This window comes from Streptomyces griseoviridis (assembly GCF_005222485.1).
Lineage (GTDB): Bacteria > Actinomycetota > Actinomycetes > Streptomycetales > Streptomycetaceae > Streptomyces > Streptomyces hintoniae.
The window spans coordinates 1,211,768-1,234,439 of the sequence record NZ_CP029078.1 but is presented as its reverse complement, the minus strand read 5'-3'; the positions used below and the strand labels follow the sequence as shown (position 1 = coordinate 1,234,439).

The window sequence follows — 22,672 nt, the reverse complement described above, 5'->3', positions numbered from 1 at the left end:
GGTTTCCCTGGGGCAGGCTCAACTCTCCAACGCCTGTGCCAGTGTGGGGAAACAGGGAATGACCAGGTCGAGGCCGACGAGTTCGAGGACCCGCAGCACCGAGGGCTGCGCGCCGACGACCCGCAGCCACCCCTCGCTCTGCACGGCGGCGCGGTGGGCCGCGATGAGGATGTTGATGCCGCTGGAGTCCATGAAGGTCACACCGGAGAGATCCGCCACAGTCCGCGGCGCCTCCTCACCGGGCGGGTGCAGCACATCGCCGAGGTCGACCCGGGCGGCGTGGTCCAGCTCACCCCGCAGGGCGACCACCCGGACGCCGTCGACCGTGGATCGGCGGACCGACAGATGGGAGGGGGGCTGCGAAGGTGTCTCTGTCACCGTGATCCTCGACCGTCCTCGGCTGTCCTCGACTGCGATCGCCGGAGCGGCACGGGCCGGTGGCTCGCGCCGAAGGCGTACCCCGATCGTAGGGCAGTGCGCCCGACCCCGTAGGCGGTGCGGACGAGACATGTGACGCATCGAGTGAGGCGCGCGAAAGCCGCGGAAGTGGGCGAAGGCTAACTTAAGCGAAGAAAGCGGGCGGATCTGATGAGGGGTGCGTGACACACCTCACCGTCGTGGCCGGCCTGCCGGTGCCGAGGATGTCGCGGGGGCGGCCCCTGCGTCAGACGGGGGTACCGAGCGACCAGCCGGACACGTCCGCGAGCCGCCCCCGCCACAGCGGCATGACGACCGGATCGCCGGCGGTGGTGACGCTGGTGGCGTTGCGCAGGTGGATCCACTGTGGCAGCCGCTGCGGGGCCTGCCGTCCCTGCCGCGCGGCCACCTCCTGGTCGACCTGTTCGGGGAACCGTTCCAGCAGATGCGCGCCCGACCCGCCGACCTCACGCAGCCCGCGCGCCCAGTCGGCCTTCCACGCCTCGTGGGAGATCAGCTCCCCGTGCAGGAGCCCGCCCGGCAGGAGCAGCGTCAGCGGCAGCGCCGCCGTGTCGTCCTGGGCGATCAGCCGTACCAGCATCTGGAGTTGCAGATCGGGCGCCGGCTCGGTCACGACCGGCGCGGCCGGCTGGTGCAGGGGATCCGGCTCGACGGTCATGGCGGGGCGTCCTTCGTGACGGGGATACGGCGGATACGGCAGAGGCAGTGAATACGGCAAGGTCAGCGGAGTCGGCGGAGGCGGCGGGCGGGCGCGGAGCCACCTGGAGAGCGGCCCCGGACGAACGCCTCCTGCCCGCTGAGCGCCGAGACATGTCCCCCGCCCGGCGCCGAAATCACCGCTCCCCGACGGAGATCCGATCGACTACGCTCGCTGGCGACCACCTGGAGCGAGCCGGGTGAGCGGCGTCGTGGGGCGGCGCCCGCCGGGCGGCCGGGCCGGGACCCGGTGGCCGACAGATCTGAGGGGAACACGGTGTGACAGCGGACAGCACCCCGGGCGCCGACGGCGCGTGGCAGTCCACCCGCGCGAAGCGGCTCTGCTACCGCGGCCCGCGCCTGGTCACCGGCGCGGACCTGGTGCGCATCGCACGGACCCTCGCCCTGGAGCCGTGGCACTTCACCCAGACCGCCCCGGCCGCGGCCAACGACCCGACCGGTGTCGTGCTGGACAACGCGCGGCGCCGGGTGAACGTCAGGATCGCCAACGCCGCCCACGGCTGCGTCTTCCACGTCCTCACCCTGGAGGGCACCGGCCGCTGCGGGCTCGGCGAACTGGCGCCTGTCTCCTGCCGGATGTACCCCGCCGTACCCGGTGAGGGCGCGCGGGACACGGAAGGCGCTCGGGCGGACGACGCGGGGGACGGGGACCGGGACGACGACGGGCCCGGCACCGTCGGGCGCCCCCTCGACGCGGCCGGCCTGGCTCGGGCGGAGCGCGGGTGGGCCGCCGACCGCGACCACTGGTTCGAGACCGTCCGCCGCTGGAACGCCCTGACCAAGGACCCCGAGGACCCGCCCGGCATCGAGGACTTCCAGCGCTATCTGCTGGAGGCCCACGCGGCCCGCGAGCTGGGTGCCCCCTGGCCCGAGGAGGTGGTCGTGTGAGCGGCCCCGAAGCCAACCTGGCCGGCTGCGCGTCCTGCAAGGGCCGCTGCTGCCGCGAGTACACCGTCAACGTCACCATGGCCGACGTGCGCGGCCTCGCCACCGGAATGGCCCTGCACCCACGGGAGTTCGTCGCCCTCAAGGAGAAGGACGACGGCGACTTCCGGCTCACCCGCGGCGGCCCGCTCTTCGACATCCGGCTGCGCCACCGGCCGGACACCGAGGGATGCGTGTTCCTGATGGAGATCGCCCCCGGCCACGCCCGCTGCGGCGCCTACGTCCACCGCCCCCGGGTGTGCGCCAACTTCCCGGCCGGCCTGACCCGCAACACGGTGGCCGTCCGCGACAAGACGCTCTGCGGCGACGCGGACTCCTGGAACCTCACGGCGATGAACCTGCCCGCGCTGCGCGCGAACATCCTGCGCAACCGGGCGGCCTGGACCGAGCACCTGCGGATGGCCGAGCGGTGGAACGCGCACGTCGACGCGAGCCACCGCAGCCGCTCCCACGACGAGTTGTTCGCGTTCATCCTGCAACCGGACATCCTGGCACCGGAGATGGAGCGGGCGGCAGCCCGGGAGACCACGTCGCCCGACCCCGCGGAGCCCGGCCGGGGAACCGGCGGGCCCGCCCCTGCGGACGCTCTGTAGCCGTGCGGCCGTGCGGCCCCGCACCGTGCGGCGGGCCCGGCGGGCTCGGTGAAATCGCCCAACTGCCTTGTTCTCCGCCCGTGTTCGGTGCGGGGCAGGCCCGCGCGGCCAGGGTGTCCGATCCCGGACGTGGGGTGCCTGACGTATGATCGAGTGACCGGCTGTTGTGTGGCGACGCGGCTCGTCAGCCACGCACGCGGAAGCGCGAGCGGTGTGATCCCCGCACGCCACAGCCCATGGACGGGTGCGGCCGGGCAGGTCATTCTGGGAGGAATTCCACACCGTGCATCCCCTCGCCGCATCCGATCCTGTCCGGATCGGTCGCTACCGTCTCACCGGCCGCCTCGGGGCGGGCGGTATGGGCACTGTCTACCTCGGCAGCACCCCCGGCGGCCGACCGGTCGCGATCAAGGTGATCAGTGATCAGTTCCAGTACGAGCCGCAGGCCCTGGAGCGGTTCCGCCGCGAGGTGGACACGCTGCACACCGTGCGCAGCGCCTACAGCGCGACGATCATCGACAGCGGCCTCGACGCGCCGCCCTTCTGGTTCGCCACCGAGTACGTACCCGGCCGGACCCTCTACTCGGCGGTCCAGGCGTCGGGGCCGCTGCCCGCGCAGCTCTGCCTCGCGCTGCTGGCCGCCCTCGCCGAGGGCCTGTCGGACATCCACGACCACGAGATCCTGCACCGCGACGTCAAGCCGCAGAACGTCATCCTGTCGCCGGTCGGCCCGCAGCTCATCGACTTCGGCATCGCCCGGGGCGCCGGGCAGGCCGCGCTGACCCAGGTCGGCCACACCGCGGGCACCCCCGGGTTCACCGCTCCCGAGGCGTTCCGCGGTGAGGAGACGAGCGCCGCCGCCGACGTCTTCGCGCTGGGCGCGACCATCGCCTTCGCGGCGACCGGCCGGCCCCCGTACGGCGACGGGTCGTTCTCCGCGATCGCCTACCGCACCGTCCACGGCGACATCGACCTGGACGGCGTCGAGCCCCGGCTGGCCGAGATCCTCGCGGCCTGCACCCACCGCGACCCGGCCGAGCGGCCGACGCCCGGCGAGATCGTCGAACTCCGCGACGCGCACACGTCGTTGGCCGACGACCCGCACTACCGGCTGATCTCCGCACCCGAGGCGAAGGACGGCGTCCCCGCGACGGTCCCGGTGCCGACGGCCCCCGACGCCTCCGCCGGCCCCGCCGCAGGCGGGCCCGCCCCCGCCGAGCTTCCGACGGCGGCGGTCCCGACCCAGGTCGTGCCCGGCACGCCGTCCGGGACCGCGGTCCTGGCGCCGCCGCCCGGCTTCGGCCCGCCCGGCAGCGGTGATCCGCGGCCCCGCTCCCGCCGCAGGACCGTCCTGATCGCCGCCGCCGCGACGGTGGCCGTCGGCGTCGCCGCCGCCACCGCGCTGACGTTGCTGCCCGGGAACGACACCGAGAAGGACAGCGGCGCACGGGCCGCGGCGAGTGCCGCGGCGGCCGACCGGTCGGCCGCCGCGGACGACGGCGCGCAGAACGCGGCCGATACCTCGAAGGACGGCCAGGACGTACAGGACGCACAGGACGGCGCCGACGCGCAGCAGGGCGAGGACCGGCAGGACGGCCAGGAGAGCGGCGGCCAGAGCCAGGAGCCGCCCGCCGAACTGGTCGTCAGCCGGCCGGTCGTCGTGGAGGCCGGCGGCGAACTCATCGCGGCCAGGATCAGACTCGTCATGCAGCGCGACGGCAACCTGGTCGCCTACGACGAGGAGAACAAGGCGCGCTGGGCCTCCAAGACCAGCGGCGACGGCGCGACTGCCGAGTTCCAGGACGACGGCAACCTGGTCGTCTACGACAAGGAACACCGGGCCGTGTGGGCGAGCAAGACCAACGGGCACGAGAACGCTGTGCTGACGTTGCGCGGCGACGGCAACATCACGATCAGCGACGGCGACGCGGAACTCTGGTCCACCGGCACCGCCCACTGAGCAGAACCGCGCCCAGGCGGCTCGGACCCGACGAGGTCCGAGCCGCACCGCGACCGCCGGATCAGCCCGCCGGCTGCGGGGTGAACGCCGGAAGGTCCTCAGGGAGCAGCAGCCGCAGATCCTCGAGGCCGGGCGCGGCCATCGTGCCGATGCGCCGGGCCTGCCGGGTCATCATCGACTCCAGGATCTGGCGTGCGGTACGGGCGTTGCCGAAGGCCCGGTCGCGCGGCACCAGCTCCAGATAGCCGCGCAGCGCCTCCATGGTCTGCGGCGGGCAGTCGTAACCGGAGTTCGACGCGTAGACGTTCATGATGGTGGCCAACTCGTCCGTGGAGTAGTGCTCGAACTCCACGGTGCGGCTGAACCGGGACGCGAGGCCCGGGTTGGAGTCCACGAAGCGCCGCATCTCGCGGGTGTAGCCCGCGGCGATGACGACGACCTCGTCACGGTGGTCCTCCATCAGCTTCAGCAGGGTGTCCACCGCCTCCTGGCCGAAGTCGGAGCCCGAGCCCTCGGGGGTCAGCGTGTACGCCTCGTCGATGAACAGCACACCGCCGAAGGCCCGTTCGAAGACCTCCTTGGTGAGCTGCGCGGTGTGCCCCACGTACCGGCCCACCAGGTCGGCGCGCGCCACCTCGACCAACTGGCCGGTCTTGAGCACGCCCAGCGAGTGCAGCAGGTCCGCGTAGAGGCGGGCCACGGTGGTCTTACCGGTGCCGGGCGGCCCGGAGAAGATCAGATGGTGGCTGATCTTCGGGGTGGGCAGGCCGGCCGCCCGGCGCTTGCGGGTCGCCTCCAGCAGGTTGGTGAGATCCGTGACCTCGCGCTTCACGGAGGCGAGACCGACCATGGCGTCCAGCTCGGACAGCAACTCCTGGGCGCCGCGCGTCGCTTCGCCCGCGCCGGGTGCCTCCTCGGCGGCGACGTCGGCGGGCAGCAGCAGCGACAGATCGGCCTCGGCCGGGTTGGCCATCGAGCCCAGCCGGAACGCCTGCCGGTCCACCATCTCCTCGAAGACCCGGCGGGCCGCGCGGCCGTTGCCGAAGGTGGCGTCGCGCGGCATCCGCTCGTAGTGCCGGGCGAGGGCGTCCAGGGTGTGCGGGTCCAGCTCGTAGCGGTGCGCCTCGCACATGGACTCGGTGATGGTGACCAGCTCCGCCACCGAGTAGTTGGCGAACTCGATGGTGCGGGTGAAACGGGACGCGAGGCCCGGGTTGGAGCCGAGGAAGGTGTCCATCTGGTCGGTGTAGCCGGCGGCGATGACCACCACGTCGTCGCGGTGGTCCTCCATCAGCTTCAGGAGCGTGTCGATGGCCTCCTGGCCGAAGTCGGAGCCCGAGCCCTTGCTGTCCGACAGCAGCGTGTACGCCTCGTCGATGAACAGCACCCCGCCGAGGGCCTCGTTGAACGCCTCGGTGGTCTTGATCGCCGTACCGCCGATGATCTGGGCGACCAGGTCGGCGCGGGACACCTCGACCAGATGGCCTGAACGCAGCACCCCGAGGTCGGCGAGGATGCCGCCGTAGAGGCGGGCCACGGTGGTCTTGCCGGTGCCGGGCGGCCCGGAGAACACCAGGTGGCGGCTCATCGGGGGAGCGGGCATGCCGAGGCTGGCGCGGCGCTGGGCCAGCTGGTTGAGGTTGATCAGGGTACGGACCTGGTGCTTGACGTCGGCGAGGCCGACCAGGGTCTCCAGCTCCTCCAGCGGCCCCTCGGGCCGCTTCGGGCCGCCCCCGGCGGTGCCGCTCTCCGCGCCGCCGGGACCCGCGTCCTCGCCCCAGGCGTCGGGTGCCGCGTTGCCGTTGCTGTCCAGGCCCTCCACGGTGATGCGGTCGCTGCCGCGGCTCTGCTTGAGACCCGCGCCCCGGTTGTCGCGCACGGTGCACCGGCTGAGGACGACCTTCTCGGCGCTGTCCACCCGGATGCCGTCGCCGGTGGAGCCGGTCACCTGGCACGCGTCGAGGGCGGCCCGGCCGCCTTCGGCGATCAGGACACCGTGGGCGCTCGCCTCGGTCACGTGCACCCGGTGCCCGGTGATCTCGCCGCCGCTCTCCACGTGCAGCCCCGCGGCGGCGCTGGAGCGGATCTCGCAGTCGCTGAGGGTGCCGCGCCCGCCGGCGCCGACCGACACCCCGGCCAGGGCGGTCCCGCGCACCGCGGTGTCGCGCACCTGCGGGGCACCGCCGTCGCCGATCCGGATGCCGGCGCCCTCGGTGCCCTCGACGGCGCACGCCTCCAGGCGGCCCCGGCCGTCCTCGGTGACCTCCACGCCGTGGCCGCGCGCGTCGGTGATCCTGGTCCGGCTCAGCAGCGGGTCGGCGTTGGTGCGCACGGAGACTCCGACCCCGGCGGCGTCGACGACGTCGAGGCGGTCGAACTCGGCGGTGCAGCCGTCCATCAGCAGCACCGACGCCGTCTTGTCGGCGCAGTCCCGCACGGTGGTGTTGATCAGCAGGGGCGCGCTGTTGCCGATGACGCGGACGGCGGGGTCGGCGGCGGAGTCGAAGACGCAGTCGTGGAAGGTGCCGCGGGAACGCTCGGTGACGGTGAGCCCGTTGCCCTTGGTGCGGGCGGTGGCGCAGCGCAGCACCTCCGGGTCGGCGCCTGAGGACAGCACGATGCCGGGGCCCGTGGTGTCGGTGACGGTGATCTCTTCGAGGGTGGGCCGCGCGCTGCTCGTCACGTACACGCCGACCGAGGTGTCGTGCACCCGGGTGCGCAGCACATGGGTCGAGCACATGCCCTCGAGGGCGATGGCCGGCTTGCCGGTCGCGGTGAGGTCGCACTCCTCCACCCGGCCCTGCGCCTCGCCGTTGGCGAGGATGCCGTTGCCCTGGGCGTCGCGCACCCGGCAGCCGCGCACGGTGGTGCGGGCCTGCTCGCCGAGGACGATGGCGGAGGTGCCCAGATGCTCGAAGACGGAGTCGGCGACGACGCTCCCGGTGGGCGCGGTGTCCACCACGCCGGCGCCGGCCGGGTTGGAGATGCGGCAGTCCCGGATGGCGACCGAGCCGTTCTCGCGCGCCAGGACGGCCGTCCACCCCGAGCCGACGACCGTGCAGCCGTCCATGGCGACCTGGCCCCTGGGCGCGTCCACCACCGGCAGGTCCTCGCTGCCGCCGCGCAGCGTCAGGTCGGTGAGCATCACGGCGTCCGCGACGAGGACCACGGCGGTGCCGCGCGGCGGGCAGATCTCGACGCTGCCGCGCTCTCCGTCACCGGCGATGGTGATGCGGGTGCGCACGGTCAGGTTCTCGCGGTAGCGGCCGGGCCGGACGCGGATCACCGCTCCCGCGCGCGCCTTCTCCAGGGCCTCGCCGATCGTCCGGAAGCCCTCCGGCTGGTCCGGACCGACCGTGAGCAACTGCCGTGACACGCTGGGACCTCCTGGTGGTGACGCCGCTGCCGCCGGGCCCTCTCGATGGCACCGGGGCCCGGACTGCCGGGAGGCTGGGGGAGAGGGACCGGCACAAGGGTGAAGGCTACGGGAACCGCGGCACCGGCAGCCAGGTGCCTCCGGCAGCCGGGCGGTGACGGGCGGCACACCGGCATCCCGCGGTCCCTGCCATGTCCGGCACCCGGCACGGCAGTTGTTCCCGGGGCGACGGCACGGCCCGACGCCCGGCAGGGCACGCCCCGCGCGCACGGTGCCCCGGTCCGCCGAACGCCCCGCGCGCGGGGGCGCGTTGCCCGGCCGGGCGGCGCTGGGCGTATCGTGCGCGCCATGCGACCTGCTCGTTCCCCCCGCCGTCCGGTGCGGCACGCGGTGGCCGCCACCCTGCTGGCCGCGGTGCCGCTGGCCGCCCAGACCCCGGCCGCCGTCGCGGACTCCGTCGAACTCCCCGCCGTCCCCTCGGCCCTGGCGGCCGACGCGCCGTGCACACCGGCCTCGGCCGAGACGGCGCACGAGGAGACCTGGACCCGGCAGGCGCTGGGGCTGAAGCGGTCCTGGTCCCTCGCGGACGGCGGCGGGGTCACGGTCGGCGTGGTGGACACCGGGGTCGGCACCGCCGTCCCCGCGCTCGACGGCCGGGTCACCGCGGTCGGCGACGCGGGCACCGACTGCGTGGGGCACGGCAGTTTCGCCGCGGGCCTGATCGCCGCCGCCCCCGTCGACGGCGTCGGCGTGGCGGGGGCCGCGCCCGCCGCCCGGATCCTCGCGGTGCGCGGCACCGACCAACGCGGCAACCCGACCGCCGAACTCCTCGCGGACGGCATCAGGGCGGCCGTCGACGGCGGCGCGAAGGTCGTCTACGTGGGGCGCGTGGTGCCCGAGGGCAAGGCCGTCCTGACGGCCGCCGTCGACTACGCCAGGGAGCACGACGCCCTGGTCGTCGTCCCGTTCGCGCCGGACGCGCTGCCGCGTGACCGCGCCACCGGCAAGACGGCGGACCCGGCGCCCTGGTACTGGCCCGCGGCCGTGCCCGGGGTGCTCGCGGTGATGGACTACGGCCCCGACGGCGGCCGCCCGGAGAACGCCCCGCAGACGGCGGGCGCCGACCTCGCCGCGCCGGGGGACGCGGTGGTCAGCGTCGGGCCGCGCGGCGCGGGGCACTTCATCGGCTCGGGCTCCTCCTTCGCGGCGGCCAACGTCGCCGGGGCCGCCGCCCTGGTGCGCTCCCGCAACCCGGCGATGTCGGCGGACCAGGTGTCCCGCCAGCTCGTCGCGGCGGCCTACCCGGCGGTGCCGCCGCGCGTCGACCCGTACGCGGCGCTGACCGCCGTCCTCACCGACACGCAGGGCGCCGTGCCCGAGGCGCCGCCCGCGCGGGTCCCGCCGAAGGCGTCCCCGCAGCCGCGTGAGCGCGCCCTGCTGATCGCGGGCGCGGGCGGCATGCTGGTGCTGCTGGTGGCGGGCGCCGTGGTGGTCGTCCCACGCGGCCGGGCCCGCGGCTGGCGCCCCGCGGGCCAGGAGGACCGGCCGGGCACGGCCACCTGAGCCGGACGCCACCACCACAGGTGACGGCCCTCGCGCGGGCGGCGATGGCGCCCGCGGCCAGACGGAGACCGCCCCCGGCGTGTGCGCCGGGGGCGGGATCGGGCGAGGTGTGGGACATCCCAAAGGCGCGGGCGGCCCGGTGGGTCAGCTCGCCGGTTCGGGCTCGTCCATCATCGCCGTCTGCACCTGTGTCGTCTTGCGGCGGGCGATCCGGATGGCCCGCCCCGGGTTCATCGTCCGGCCCTTGATGTTGCCCAGCAGATAGCCCTCCGACGGCGGGCAGGACAGCAGCAGGGCCGGGGTGTTGACCTCCAGCATCCGCCGCAGCAGCATCTCGTTCAGACCGCGCCCGGCGCCCGAGGCCGCGCGGGTGACGATGATGTGCACGCCCACCTCCCAGCCGAGCGCCAGATGGTTGAGCAGCGGATCGAACGGCGCGTTGCCGATGCCCGCGCCCAGCATGTCGTAGTCGTCGACGAGGATGAACAGCCGCGGCCCGGTCCACCAGTCGGCCTGCTTCATCCGGCCCGGCGCGATGTCCGGACCGGGCACCCGGGTCTGGACGGCGCGGGCGGCGCCGTCGATGAGGTCCTTCAGCGCGTCCATCGACACCGCGTGACCGAGCCGGTACTCCTCGGGCACCGCCTCCACCAGGTCACGGCGGTAGTCCACCAGCATGATGCGGGCCTCGGCGGGCGTGTACCGGTCCATGATGGACTTCGCCACCAGCCGCAGCATGTTGGTCTTGCCGCTCTCGGTGTCGCCCACGATGACCATGTGCGGGCTCTCCCTGAAGTCGTGCCAGACGACCGAGAGCCGCTCCTGCTCCAGACCGATCGGCATCCGGAAGTCGCCCCCGGCGGGCGGCAGTTCACGCACCGGCAGCTTCGTCGGCAGCATCCGCACCCGCGGCGCCACCGGGCCGTGCCAGCTCTCCTTGACCGCCGCCACCAGACCCGAGACGCCGTCCGACAGGTCGTCGGCCGACTCCATGCCGTCGATGCGGGGGAGCGCGGTCAGATAGTGCAGCTTGCCCTCACGGGTCAGGCCCCGGCCAGGCACCCGCGGCACGGTGGCGGCCCGGCGGGTGTCGATCTGGGAGTCCATCGGGTCACCCATCCGCAGCTCCACATGGGTGCCCGCCTGGTCGCGGATGGCCGCGGTCAGCTCCACCCAGCGGGCGGTGGTGACGATGAGGTGGATGCCGTAGTTGAGACCGCGGGCGGCGATCGACGCGAACGTCTGGATGTTGCGGTCGAAGTCCTGGCGGACCGTGGACCAGCCGTCGATGACGAGGAACACGTCGCCGTGCGGCTGGTCCGCGAACTCGCCCGCCGCCCGCCGCCTGCGATAGGTCGCCATGGAGTCGATGCCCTGGTCGAGAAAGAACCGCTCACGGTCCGCGAGCATCGCCGTCACCTCGGCGATCACCCGGCCCACCCGCTCGGTGTCCAGACGCGCCGCGACCCCCGCCGTGTGCGGCAGGTCGGCCAGCGCCGCCAGCGTGCCACCGCCGAAGTCCAGGCAGTAGAACTGCACTTCGCGCGGAGTGTGGGTGAGCGCGAGCGCGGTGAGGATGGTCCGCACCATGGTGCTCTTGCCGCTCTGCGGACCGCCCGCGATGGCGACATGCCCGCCGACCCCCGACAGATCGACGGTCAGCAGATCACGCAACTGCTCGAAGGGCTTGTCGACGATGCCGATCGGCACCGTCAGCCGGCCGCGCTGCGCCCAGCCGACCGTGGTGAGCCCCAGCTCGGGGTCCGGGGTCAGCGGCGGCAGCACCTGGTCGAGGGTGACCGGCAGGTCGAGCGGCGGCAGCCACACCTGGTGGGCGGGCGGCCCGGCGCCGAGCATCCGGTCCACCGCGACCGACAGCAGCGTGTCGCCGGTCTCCTCCTCCGCCTCGGGCTCGGGCTCGGGGAGTTCGGGAAGCTGACGCGGCACCACATAGCCGGCCGTCCACGGCACCGTCTGGTTCGCCACCCTGGCCTGGTTGGCCCGGCTGCGCCGCTGCTGGTAGGGGCCCGACACGTACGCGGCACGGAAACGGGTCAGCGCCTCCACACCCGACTTCAGGAAGCCGCTGCCCGGCTGCGGCGGCAGCTGATAGGCGTCCGGCACCCCCAGCACTCCGCGGCTCTCCATGGCGGAGAACGTCCGCAGACCGATGCGGTACGACAGATGGCTCTCCAACTGGTGCATCCGGCCCTCGTCCAACCGCTGCGAGGCCAGCAGCAGATGGACGCCGAGGCTGCGCCCGAGCCGCCCGATCATCACGAACAGCTCCATGAACTCGCGGTGCGCGGAGAGCAGTTCGCTGAACTCGTCGACGATGACGAACAGACTGGGCAGCGGCTCCAGCGGGGTGCCCGAGGCGCGCGCCTTCTCGTAGTCGAGCGCGGACGTGTAGTTGCCCGCCGCCCGCAGCAGCTCCTGGCGCCTGATGAGTTCACCGTGCAGCGCGTCCTGCATCCGGCCCACGAGCGCGGCCTCACCGGCGAGGTTGGTGATCACCGCGGAGACGTGCGGGAGTTCGTCGAGACCGAGGAAGGTGGCACCGCCCTTGAAGTCCACCAGGACGAAGTTGAGGGTCTCCGACGAGTTGGAGAGCGCCAGCGCCAGCACCAGGGTGCGCAGCAGCTCGCTCTTGCCCGAACCGGTCGCGCCGATGAGCATGCCGTGCGGACCGGTGCCGCCCTGCGCCGACTCCTTGATGTCCAGCTCCACCGCCGAGCCGTCGGGCCCCACCGCGATCGGCACCTTCAGCCGGTTGGACCCGGTGCTCTGCTTCCACAGGTGCTGCGGGTCGTGGCTGTGGAGGTCGGTGATGCCCAGAAGGGTCGTCAACTCGACCTCGGAGGACAGCGGTTCGGAGGAGTCCCCGCCGCCCGTGCCCATCCGGTAGGGGGCAAGCCGCTTGGCCAGGGCGGTGGCGCCCACCGTCGCCAGCGCGTCGGGGGCGCCGAGCCGGGTGGTCTGCTCCTTGCGCTCACGGTCGGTGCGCACCAGCGCGAACGAGTCCTCGCTGACGTCGAAGCGGAGCGTGACCCGCCCGGGACGCCAGCTCAGCGCACCGGTCAGGTCGAGCACGACGGCGTTGCGGAAGCCCGCGCCGTCCACCCGGTGGCGGGCCGGCACGGAACCGCCGTCCAGCACGATCACCGTGAACGGCTCGTCACGGCCGGGCGGCGCGTCCGGGTCGAACGACGGACGCTCCAGGAACTCGGCGCCGAGCAGGTCCTCCAGCTCGTTGAGGTTGGAGACGAACATCCGGGCCGGGCCCGCCCCGTCGCTCTCCTGCGGGTGCAGATTGTGCGGAAGCCACTTCACCCACTCCCAGTCGGCCCGCCGCTCGTCGGACACGCAGAGCGCCACCCACACGTCGTCGGGCGCGTGGAAGGTGGTGAGCTGGGCGACGATCGCGCGGGCGAGCGACCTGATGTGATCTTCGTCGCCCCGGAACAACACCCGGGCCCAGGCCCGCAGATAGATCGCGATCGGCTGGTCGGGCACCGTCGAGTAGGCCCGGATGAAGCTGCGCAGCGCGTGCGCGGACAGCGGTTCGAGGTCCTCGACCGGCGTGGTCGCGGTCGGCGTCAGACGCAGCCCCAGCTTCTGCTCCCCGACGGCGACCCGGATCTCGCCGAAGTCCTCGTCCTGCGGCCGCCGTTCCCACAGCCGCGAGGTGCCCGCCAGCTGCCACAGGGCCGACGGCGGCGGGTGCCGCCACGCCAGCGCCTTCTGCTGATCGGCCACCGCGGTACGGACCTTGCGCCGGATCTGGGTGAGATACCGCAGGTAGTCCCGGCGTTCACCCTTCAGGCGCTGCTTGCGCTCGCTGGCCTTGCGCATCATCTGGCCCAGCATCATGGCCGCCGAGGACAGCACCATCAGACCCATGGCCAGGTACATGAAGTGGCTGCCGCCGCCGCTGGTCATGCCGGGGCGCATCAGCATCAGCATCATGGACACCGACATGAGCGCCATCGGCAGATAGGTCCACACCGCGGAACTGTCCGGCACCACCTCGGGCAGCGTCGGCGGCTCCTGGAGCTTCAGCTCGCCGTCCGGCATCTCGGGGCCGCGCCGTCGCGCCGGACGGCGGAACAGGACCACACTCAACGAAAGGTCTCCTCACGGGCGGGACGATGTCGGTGGGGGATCGCCCCCGGTCCGCGGGCGCTTCGAGGCATCCCCGCCGACGGCCGAGAATGAACTCTGCTGATCCGGTATACCAGTTAACGGAAACAGCCAGTAACGAGCACCCGTCCGGCGACGCGTGCGGCCCACACATACGATGATGTCTCATCCGTGTCACCCGACCCCATACGAGTCCGTGTCCGACGGAACCCGGGAACCCCCTTGCAGATCCCCGGAAGAAGCGTGAGCCAGCCCGATGACTGACAACCAGGTGGCGGGTCTGTGCCGCCTGACCGTGCGCGCACCCGCCAAGACGATCGACCTCGCGGTGCCCTCCGACGTGCCCGTGGTCGACCTGCTGCCCGCCGTCCTCGGCTACAGCGGGGACGACCTCGCCGAGAACGGCCTCGACCACGGCGGCTGGGTGCTGCAACGCCTCGGCGGCGAGCCGATGGACGAGGGCCGCACCCTCGACTCCTACGACCTGCGCGACGGCGAGACGCTCTACCTCCGCCCGCGCATCGACGCCCTGCCCGAGGTCCACCTCGACGACCTGGTGGACGGCATATCCACCACCATGCAGGGCCGGCCGCACGGCTGGTCCCCGCTGGCCAGCACCCGGCTGCTGCGCGGCTTCGCCGTCACCGCCCTGCTGGCCGGCCTGCTCGTCCTCGCGCTGCCCGGCGGCTCCCCGGTACTGCGCGCCCTGGGCGCGGCGGCGGGCGGACTGCTGCTGATCGCCGGGGCGGGCGCGGCCAGCCGCGCGGTGGGCGACGCCGCGGCCGGCGCCGCCCTCGGCTTCATGGCGGGCCCCTACCTGGCCCTCGCCGGCTGGCTGCTGCCCGGCGGCGACCTCGGCGGCCCGCACAGCCACGAGGTGCTCGGCGCCCGACTGCTGGCCGCCTGCGCCGCGGGCGCGGGCGGCGCCATCGTCGCCCTCGCCGCCGTCGCCTCCTTCGCGGCCCTCTACCTCGGCCTCGCCGTCGTCATGGTCTTCGGCACCCTGGTCGGCGCCCTGATGCTCGTCACCGACCTCGGGCCGCCCCAGGTGGCCGGCATCGTCGCCCTGCTGGCCGTCCTGCTCGGCGCGTTCGTGCCCTCGCTCGCCTTCCGGATGTCAGGGCTGCGCATGCCCCCGCTGCCCACCAACGCCGAACAGCTCCAGGAGGGCATCGAACCGCACCCCACCTCCGTGGTCTCCGCCCGCGCCGTCCTCGCCGACGGCTGGATGAGTTCCCTCTACGGAGCCGTGGGCGCGGTCTGCGCGGTCTGCCAGGCGGTCCTCACCCACGACGGCGGCCTCCCCGAGGTCATCATGGCGGTCGTCCTCGCCCTGCTGCTCCTGCTGCACGGACGCGGCCTCGGCAACGTCTGGCAGCGGCTGTCCCTCTTCGTCCCCGGCGCGGGCGGCCTGCTCCTGCTGGTCCTCTTCGACGGCGTCACCGCCACCCCCGACCAGCGGCTGCTGCTCGTCGCGGGCCTGCTCGCCGCCACCGCCGGCCTCGCCATCGCCTCCTGGACGGTCCCCGGCCGCCGGCTGGTGCCCTACTGGGGCCGGGCCGCGGAGATCCTGCACTCCGCGACCGCGCTCGCCCTGCTGCCGCTGGCCCTGTGGGTGCTCGGCGTGTACAGCGCCCTACGCGGCCTCAACGGCTGACGGCCCGAACCGGAGGAACCCACAGTGCAGTCCAAGCGCGACCAGGTACAGGCGCACATGTTCGTCATGGGGCGGCTCACCTCGGGCATGCTGCGGGCCGACCCCGACGCCCCCGAGAGCCCCCAGGGCAGGACCAACCGCGGGGTCGCCCTCAGCGTGGTCATCGCCGTCCTGCTCGCGGCCGGCTCCTTCGTCTTCGGGCTGCTGAAGCCGGGCACGAAGGACTCCTGGCGCGCGGAGGGCACCCTGGTGGTCAACAAGGACACCGGCGGCCGCTACCTCTACCTCGACGAACGGCTGCGCCCGGTGCGCAACTACACCTCGGCCCGGCTGATCCTCGGCGCCGACATGGACACCGCGTCCGTCGGCGCCAAGTCCCTCGCGGGCACCGCCCACGGCGCCCCCGTCGGCATCCCGGGCGCCCCCGACGACCTGCCCGCGGGCGGCTCCCTCACCACCGGCCCCTGGCAGGTGTGCGCGGCCACCGGCGGCACCGGGACGACGGCCACCGCGCTCGTCGTCGGCACCGACCTCGGCGGCGCGGGACTGGCGGGATCCGAGGGACTCCTCGTCACCGGACCCGACAAGGCCCAGTACCTGGTCTGGCAGGGCAGCAAGCTCCGCCTCGACCTCGCGGGCGGCGCCCGCGAGGCCCTCGGCTACGGCTCCCGCTCGCCCCGCCCGGTCTCCGCCGCCCTGCTCAACTCGCTCTCCTCAGGCCCCGATCTGACCGCCCCGGCGATCCCGGGACGCGGCGACCCGGGCCCCTCGCTCGGCGGCGCGGACACCCGGATCGGCCAGGTCTTCCAGGTGTCGGCGCCCGGCGGCGACCTCCACTACTACGTGCTGCGCAAGGAGGGGCTCGCGCCGGTCAACGCCACCATGGCCGCGCTGCTCCTCGGCAACCCGGAGACCAGAATGAAGGCGTACCGGGGCGGCACGGCCGCCGCCACCACCCTGGGCGCCGCCGCCGTCATCGGCCGGCTGGCACCCGGCGCCGAGGGCGGCGACACCCGCACCGACCTCCCGGCGAGCCCGCCGAAGGCGGTCGAGCCCGCGGTGGGCGACAGCCCGTGCGTGAGCATCCAGTCGGGCGCCGACGGCACCCGGGTGAGCGTGTCCCTCGCGCACACCGAGGACATCGGCAGGCCCGCGCAGGCCACCACGGAGGGGCTGACGGCGGCCTGCGTCACCGTCAACCGGATCGTGGTGCCGCCGGGCGGCGGCGCCCTGGTGCACGCGCTCGGCGCGGACGGCTCGAACGTCGGCAGCACCCTTTACCTGGTGACCGACAACGGGGTGAAGTACCGGGTGCCGTCGGCCGAGGCGCTGAAGGCGCTGGGCTACACCACCGGCCAGGCGCAGCGGCTGCCGTCGTCGCTGCTCGCCATGGTGCCCACCGGGCCCGATCTGACGGCGGCGGCCGCGGTGTCGGGCCGGGCGCGGGCGACCGCTCCGCCGTGCGGCGCCGATCCCCTGGGGACCGCGGGCCGATGAGCGCGGGAACTCACCGTGTCCGCACGGTGAATCGGAATTTGAGGAACATCTGAGGATGCGTCCGCTCCCATCAAATAGCCTGTGCTAAGGGAGAATTGTCGAGGTGTGTGGGTGACGGCACTTTCCGAGGGGAGGCGTTGCCCGCACTTCACGATGCTTTTACCATTCTTGTCTGCACCACCAACGGGATGACGGTGCCACCGCATCCGGTTGCGCAAGCCGCGCCAGAGCCTCGGGCCTGGCGGTGAATATCCACCGGAAAGGGGCACGCCCATGGCGGGCATGCAGAGGGCGGAAGAACAGGCGACACGGAACGGCATCCAGGCTCTCGAGATGGCCTTCTCGGGAGTCCAGAGCCGCCGTCAGGACGTCGAGAACACCAAGCACGGCATGATCTCGGCCCTCCAGGGCAGCGACGGTGGAGCGTTCCAGAAGCTGCTCGACTCCTGGGACGAGCACGCCGAGATCATCTCCAAGAACCTCCAGGACATGATCAACCAGCTCAACGAGACGCTCCGCGCGCAGGGCATGACCCAGGGCTCGTCGAACGAGGCGATCAACCAGGCGTACTCCCAGTCGCAGTCCATCTTCGACAACCTGATGGGCAGCACGAGCGGCAAGTGACCGTCAGGGCCGGTCCGACGCCGGCCCGCCGTCGGCCGCACCGCCACGACGACCAGCCCCCACCGCACCAGCGAGACGAGGTCACCTATGCCGGACAACCTCACTGACGGATACATCTACGTCAGCTACGCGCATGTCGACAACGCTGTCGACGACATGCGCCTCCAGACGCGTGAGATCGAGAAGATCATCAACAGTCTGAACGACGAACTCCAGGCCCTGAAGAACTCCTGGGAGGGCGACGACCGCCAGGTCTACGACGAGAAGCAGGCGGCGTGGAACCAGGCGGTCGCCAACATGGCCAAGTGGCTCGAGGACAACGCGAGCACGCTGAACCAGATCCGCGATCTCTACACCCACAACGAGCGCCAGCAGACGCAGAGCTGGCAGGACGTCAGGATCGGCTAGATCCGATGTCCTGCGGGCGGCCGTTCCACGAGGCGGTATCCGTGGGGCGGCCGCCCGTCGTGTCGTCCGTACCGAGACGGAGAGAGAGACAGGGCCATGGCCGACGGCAACCAGACCCCCACACAGCTCAACAAGGAATGGCTCCAGAGCTTCAAGGACCATGACATCAAGGGCTTCAGGGACGAGCTGAAGAAGATCACCGAGGACGGCTCGGACCCGATGGTCCCCGCGATGAAGACCCTCAAGGGCGACGACGGGACGATCGAGGGCCTCCCGTTCGACACGCCCGTCCCGCTCGCGATCGGGAACCTGGCGTCGGACACCAGCACCCACGGCAAGGCCGTGAACGCCGCCGTCGCGAAGATGGTCACCACCCTCGACGGAATCCTCACCAGCCACATCGAGCTGTTCAAGGACATCGACTCCGCCCTGGAGGAGACGATCGACACCCTGTTCAAGACGCAGGGCACGAGCCTGGACGCGATCGACGGCCAGAAGCTCTACGACATCTTCGAGGACGAGGACGTCGAGACCGACCTCACGACCTCACCGGACGACGACAGCGACGACGGCGACGACTAGGACCAGCCGTCCGAGCCCGAGCCCCGGGTCCGCCCCTCACCTCCCCTCCGGGTGCCGCGTCGGCGCGTCCCCGCCGCCGTTCCGCCTGCCGTCCGACCCCCTCTGATGGAGCCCCGCCATGGCCGATGACAAGACCGAGTACGCGGACTACTGGCTGAAGGCCGTCCGGCTCTTCACCGGGTACGAGGCGCCCGCCAGGGACACCCTCTTCGAGGAGATCGTCGGCAACCACGGCATCAAGCAGATGAAGGTGGAGGTCAGCAAGCAGGGCAGCGTCGACTCCGTCACCGGTGAGGAGTACGACTGGATGGTGGAGAACGCGGGCTGGGACATCCAGAACACCGACTTCATCATCCCGTTCTACACACGCGGCGGCAGCGAGGGCGTCACCTACTACAAGGCCCGCTTCACCCTGCTCGGCGCCAAGATCGCCGACGGCAAGCCGGTGGGCGGCGAGGTCGTCGGCCGGGAGGGCAAGAGCAGGTACGGCAAGGAGCTGGAGGACGGCCACTTCAAGCCGAGCGACGACGGCACGGTCTGGAACACCTTCAACCTGACCAAGTACTCCTACGGCACCGGCCACGCCCTGGCCGACCTGCTGGAGAAGGAGAACGGCACCCTCGGCTACAGCTGGGGCGGCGAACCGCCCATCGACATCGGCAAGGGCGTCAGGCTGGCGTCCTTCGACATGGTGGCGGACTCCTTCGACCGGGTCGCGAAGTTCTTCTGGGACAGCAAGACCACCATGGACGACTGGCAGAACAAGGTCAGCAGTTCACCCAACGACGCGTGGCTCGGGCAGGCGGCCGGCGTCTTCTGGGACCTCATCCACGAACTGCGCAGGCGCTACGACCACTACGCGGAGGACATGGAGGCCGTCGGCGGTGTGTCGAAGCAGGGCGCGGCGCTGCGGCAGGCGGGCACCGACCTGCGCACCCAGGCGCAGAACCTGAAGAACAAGTGGGACTACTGGAACGTCTACGAGGGCAACCCGCTGCGCTGGCTGGTCGACCTGCTCTCCGAGATCGCCAACAAGTCCTGGTACAACAACCTGACCCAGGTCGACGCCGACTACTCGTACACCGAGGCCGGCGGGTACTGGGACTACACCGCGCGGCCCGGGTTCACCTCGCAGGCCACCGACGCGCACGGCAAGACCTACGGCGAGATGACGGAGCTGGACACCTGGAAGGCCGTCGGCGAGGAAGCCGTCAGGCGCTGGAACGCCTCCGTCAAGGACAACCTGATCGACCCCGCCGAGGAGGCGCTGAAGAACCTGGCCCTCGCCTGGGGTTCGTCCAACTTCGACCTCGGGTCCATCAGCACCAAGGGCGACAAGGGCATCGGCGACTCCTTCAAGGAGGACAAGGCGGACAAGGCCGCCAAGGACGCCGAGGACAAGGCGGCGAAGGACAAGGCCGACGCGGACGCGAAGTACGAGAAGGACAAGAAGGACGCCGAGGACAAGGCGGCCAAGGACAAGGCCGAGGCGGACGCGAAGTACGAGAAGGACAAGAAGGAAGCCGAGGACAAAGCCGCCAAGGAAAAGGCCGAAGCCGAGGCGAAGTACGACAAGGAGAAGAAGGAGGCGGAAGCCAAGGCGGCCAAGGAAAAAGCCGAAGCGGACGCCAAACAGGCTGAAATAGAGGCCAAGCAGGAGGAGAAGGAGAAGGAGCAGGAGGCCAAGCAGGCGGCGGCCGAGGCCAAGCAGGAACAGAAGGAGAAGGAACAGGAGGCCAAGCAGGAGGCCAAGGAGAAGGAGCAGGAGGCCAAGCAGGCCGAGGCCGAGGCCAAGCAGGAGCAGATCCGCAAGGAGCAGGAAGCCAAGCAGGAGGCCAAGGAGAAGGAGCAGGAGGCCAAGCAGGAAGAGGCTCAGCGGAAGCAGGAAGAGGCCCAGCAGAAGGCCCAGGCGTTCCAGATCCAGCAGGTGAACCAGCAGAAGGCCGAGCAGGACAAGAAGGAGAAGGAGCAGGAGCGCAAGCGGGCCGAGGCGGAGGCGAAGCAGGAGCAGCTCCGCCAGGAGCAGGAGGCCAAGCAGGAGGCGAAGGAGAAGGAGCAGGAGGCCAAGCAGGCCGAGGCGGAGGCCAAGCAGGAGCAGATCCGTAAGGAGCAGGAGGCCAAGCAGGACCAGATCCGCACGGAACAGGAGGCGAAGCAGGACCAGATCCGCGAGCAGCAGGAGAAGAAGCAGGAGGAGCAGGAGGCCAAGCAGGAGCAGCTCAGGGCGGAGCAGGAGAAGAAGCAGGAGGAGGCGCAGCAGAAGGCCGAGGAGAAGCAGGCGCAGGCCGAGGCCAAGCAGGACCGCATCCGCGAGGAGCAGGAGGCCAAGCAGGACCAGATCCGCGCCGAGCAGGAGAAGAAGCAGGACGAGGCGCAGCAGAAGCAGGACGAGGTCCGCCAGGAGCAGGAGCGGAAGCAGGAGGAGGCGCAGCAGAAGCAGGACCAGATCCGGCAGGAGCAGGAAGCCAAGCAGGATCAGATCCGCGCCGAGCAGGAGAAGAAGCAGGACGAGGCGCAGCAGAAGCAGGACGAGGTCCGTCAGGAGCAGGAGCGGAAGCAGGCCGAGTACCAGCAGAAGCAGGAGCAGCTCAGCCACTCCCTGAACGGCGGCGATCTCGGCCGGTTCACCAGCGACATCTCCGGGCCGGTCAACGGCGACGACTCGCTGACCAACCCGGACGGCAGCGTCTCCCACCTGGACTCGCACGGCAGGGTGGTGACGGAGTTCCCCGACGGCAGCGAGTCGGTGGTCGACCCGCACACCCAGACGTCCACCGTCATCAGGCCGGACGGCTCCTCGTACTCGGGTCCGCTCAACGCGGGCGACGCGTTGCCCAACCCGGACGGCAGCACCACCCACCTCGACCCGCAGGGCCAGGTCGTCACCGAGTACCCCGACGGCAGCGTCTCGCGGGTTGACCCGGACACCGGCGCCACCTCCATCACCGCCCCCGACGGCACGACGACCACGGGCTATCTCAACGACCCCGGCAGCGCCGTCCCCGACTACCGGACGTCCCACCAGCTGAACGGCGGCGGCTACGGCACGGCCACCCCCACCTACGACTACGGCGACCCCTCCTACGAGGAGGAGCTGTACGACGACTCGCCGTACCGCGAGCCGTCCCTCGCCGATGTGTCGGGCGGTGGCGTCGACGAGGCGCAGGCGAGCCGCGGCACCCCGCTCAACAGCGGTCTGCCGGCGGGGCTGGGCGGCACGGGCGGCATGGGCGGGATGCCGATGGGTGGCATGGGCGGGATGGGGGGAATGGGCGGCAAGGGCAACGACGGCCCGTCCGAGCGCGTCCGCAACGTCATCGACGGCGATGTGGTGAGCAACCGCCGCCCCGGCGCCGCCCCGCGCGCCAAGGGCTCCTACGAGGAGCGGCAGACCGTCGCCACCAGCGGTTCGAGCCCGTTCCTGCCCCCGATGGGCGGCGCGGGCGCGGGGCAGGGCCAGACGGAGACCGAGAGCAGCGACCGCGAGCGTGAGGTCTGGGCGCCCGAGGACGACGACGTCTGGGGCACCGAGGAGGGCGGCTCGCCCGCCGTGATCGGCCGCTAGGATCCGCGCCGGACGCCCGATCGGCCCTGAACGGGTCAACTCGGGCGTCCGGCGGCTGAGTTCGATGGATCACAAGGAGGGCGGAAAAAATGGCATTCCGGCCCCTGTGTACTGCACAATGATCATCGCTTTTCTCTGACGGGAGTCTCCGGTGTCCGAGCCATTGCAGGAGCGCATCGCGCAGGCCATGGCCGAACTCGAGGCCACCCAGGCCGCCGTCGCCCGCGTGCAGGCGGATCTCCGTCAGGCCTCCGAGACGGTCAGGTCGGCGGACCGCGTGGTGGAGGCCACGGTCGGTGCGCAGGGCGAGCTGACGGCGTTGAAGTTCCTCGACAACAAGCACCAGAACATGACAGGACCGCAGTTGGCCGCCTCGATCATGGAGGCGGTCCAGCAGGGGCGGGCACGGATGGCGCGTCAGGTGATGGACTCCTTCGCGCCCTTCACCCAGCCAGGGCCCGCGGGATCGATCCGCCGGGGCCTCGATGTCGACTGGGACCGGATGTTCGGCTCCGCGCTGGACGGCGGCGGCCGCGCCGCGTCCGGCAGGCCGGGCCGCGACCGGCTGCGCGACGAGATCGACGAAGACAGCGACTGAGCGTCG

The 22,672-nt window shown here is 72.0% G+C and carries 15 protein-coding genes; 11 read left to right on the top strand and 4 right to left on the bottom strand.

The genetic code is table 11. The features are described 5' to 3' along the window. Window positions 1-18: 18 nt before the first annotated feature. Together DDJ31_RS04970 and DDJ31_RS04965 are read right to left on the bottom strand one after the other, a co-directional pair. On the bottom strand, window positions 19-378 hold the full coding sequence (locus DDJ31_RS04970) for an STAS domain-containing protein (protein WP_240678274.1): 360 nt from the start codon (window positions 376-378) through the stop codon (window positions 19-21). 286 nt (window positions 379-664) lie between these two features. Beyond that, window positions 665-1,096: a hypothetical protein gene (locus tag DDJ31_RS04965; RefSeq protein ID WP_127181506.1), complete on the bottom strand. Its 432-nt coding sequence runs from the start codon at window positions 1,094-1,096 to the stop codon at window positions 665-667. A 317-nt stretch (window positions 1,097-1,413) separates the two neighbouring features. On the opposite strand from DDJ31_RS04965, the gene DDJ31_RS04960 reads away from it, so the two are divergent. The 3 genes from DDJ31_RS04960 (at window position 1,414) to DDJ31_RS04950 (ending at window position 4,653) form a co-directional block, all read left to right on the top strand. Beyond that, window positions 1,414-2,043, top strand: coding sequence for a hypothetical protein (locus tag DDJ31_RS04960; RefSeq protein ID WP_164785041.1), 630 nt, complete (start codon window positions 1,414-1,416; stop codon window positions 2,041-2,043). Further along, the gene (locus tag DDJ31_RS04955; protein ID WP_164785042.1) at window positions 2,040-2,693 is read left to right on the top strand and encodes a YkgJ family cysteine cluster protein; all 654 of its coding nucleotides are present in this window, start codon (window positions 2,040-2,042) and stop codon (window positions 2,691-2,693) included. Before DDJ31_RS04960 ends, DDJ31_RS04955 begins: the two co-directional genes overlap by 4 nt. Before the next feature lie 244 nt (window positions 2,694-2,937). Next, complete coding sequence (locus tag DDJ31_RS04950) at window positions 2,938-4,653, top strand: protein kinase domain-containing protein (RefSeq protein ID WP_367396694.1); 1,716 nt, start codon at window positions 2,938-2,940, stop codon at window positions 4,651-4,653. A 61-nt stretch (window positions 4,654-4,714) separates the two neighbouring features. Here the strand turns inward: DDJ31_RS04950 and DDJ31_RS04945 are convergent, their stop codons facing one another. After that, complete coding sequence (locus DDJ31_RS04945) at window positions 4,715-8,029, bottom strand: right-handed parallel beta-helix repeat-containing protein (RefSeq protein ID WP_127181509.1); 3,315 nt, start codon at window positions 8,027-8,029, stop codon at window positions 4,715-4,717. 348 nt (window positions 8,030-8,377) lie between these two features. On the opposite strand from DDJ31_RS04945, the gene DDJ31_RS04940 reads away from it, so the two are divergent. Next, the gene (locus DDJ31_RS04940) at window positions 8,378-9,592 is read left to right on the top strand and encodes a S8 family serine peptidase (RefSeq protein ID WP_127181510.1); all 1,215 of its coding nucleotides are present in this window, start codon (window positions 8,378-8,380) and stop codon (window positions 9,590-9,592) included. Between the two features lie 144 nt (window positions 9,593-9,736). On the opposite strand, the gene eccCa is transcribed toward DDJ31_RS04940, so the two are convergent. Next, complete coding sequence (gene eccCa / locus DDJ31_RS04935) at window positions 9,737-13,711, bottom strand: type VII secretion protein EccCa (protein WP_127182949.1); 3,975 nt, start codon at window positions 13,709-13,711, stop codon at window positions 9,737-9,739. 280 nt (window positions 13,712-13,991) lie between these two features. On the opposite strand from eccCa, the gene eccD reads away from it, so the two are divergent. The 7 genes from eccD to DDJ31_RS04900 all read left to right on the top strand — a co-directional run bounded on the left by eccD (window position 13,992) and on the right by DDJ31_RS04900 (window position 22,666). Further along, complete coding sequence (gene eccD, locus DDJ31_RS04930) at window positions 13,992-15,392, top strand: type VII secretion integral membrane protein EccD (RefSeq protein WP_127181511.1); 1,401 nt, start codon at window positions 13,992-13,994, stop codon at window positions 15,390-15,392. Window positions 15,393-15,416: 24 nt separating this feature from the next. After that, on the top strand, window positions 15,417-16,889 hold the full coding sequence (eccB, locus tag DDJ31_RS04925) for a type VII secretion protein EccB (protein WP_127181512.1): 1,473 nt from the start codon (window positions 15,417-15,419) through the stop codon (window positions 16,887-16,889). A gap of 273 nt (window positions 16,890-17,162) precedes the next feature. Continuing rightward, complete coding sequence (locus tag DDJ31_RS04920) at window positions 17,163-17,513, top strand: hypothetical protein (RefSeq protein WP_127181513.1); 351 nt, start codon at window positions 17,163-17,165, stop codon at window positions 17,511-17,513. A gap of 87 nt (window positions 17,514-17,600) precedes the next feature. After that, a complete protein-coding gene (locus DDJ31_RS04915; protein ID WP_127181514.1) occupies window positions 17,601-17,921 on the top strand; it encodes a WXG100 family type VII secretion target in 321 nt (106 codons plus the stop codon). A gap of 96 nt (window positions 17,922-18,017) precedes the next feature. After that, entirely contained in the window at window positions 18,018-18,503 is a 486-nt protein-coding gene (locus DDJ31_RS04910; RefSeq protein ID WP_127181515.1) for a type VII secretion system-associated protein, read from the top strand. A gap of 118 nt (window positions 18,504-18,621) precedes the next feature. After that, complete coding sequence (locus DDJ31_RS39615; protein ID WP_127181516.1) at window positions 18,622-22,068, top strand: AAWKG family protein; 3,447 nt, start codon at window positions 18,622-18,624, stop codon at window positions 22,066-22,068. A gap of 151 nt (window positions 22,069-22,219) precedes the next feature. Beyond that, window positions 22,220-22,666: a YbaB/EbfC family nucleoid-associated protein gene (locus DDJ31_RS04900; protein WP_127181517.1), complete on the top strand. Its 447-nt coding sequence runs from the start codon at window positions 22,220-22,222 to the stop codon at window positions 22,664-22,666. The last annotated feature ends 6 nt before the right edge of the window (window positions 22,667-22,672 follow it).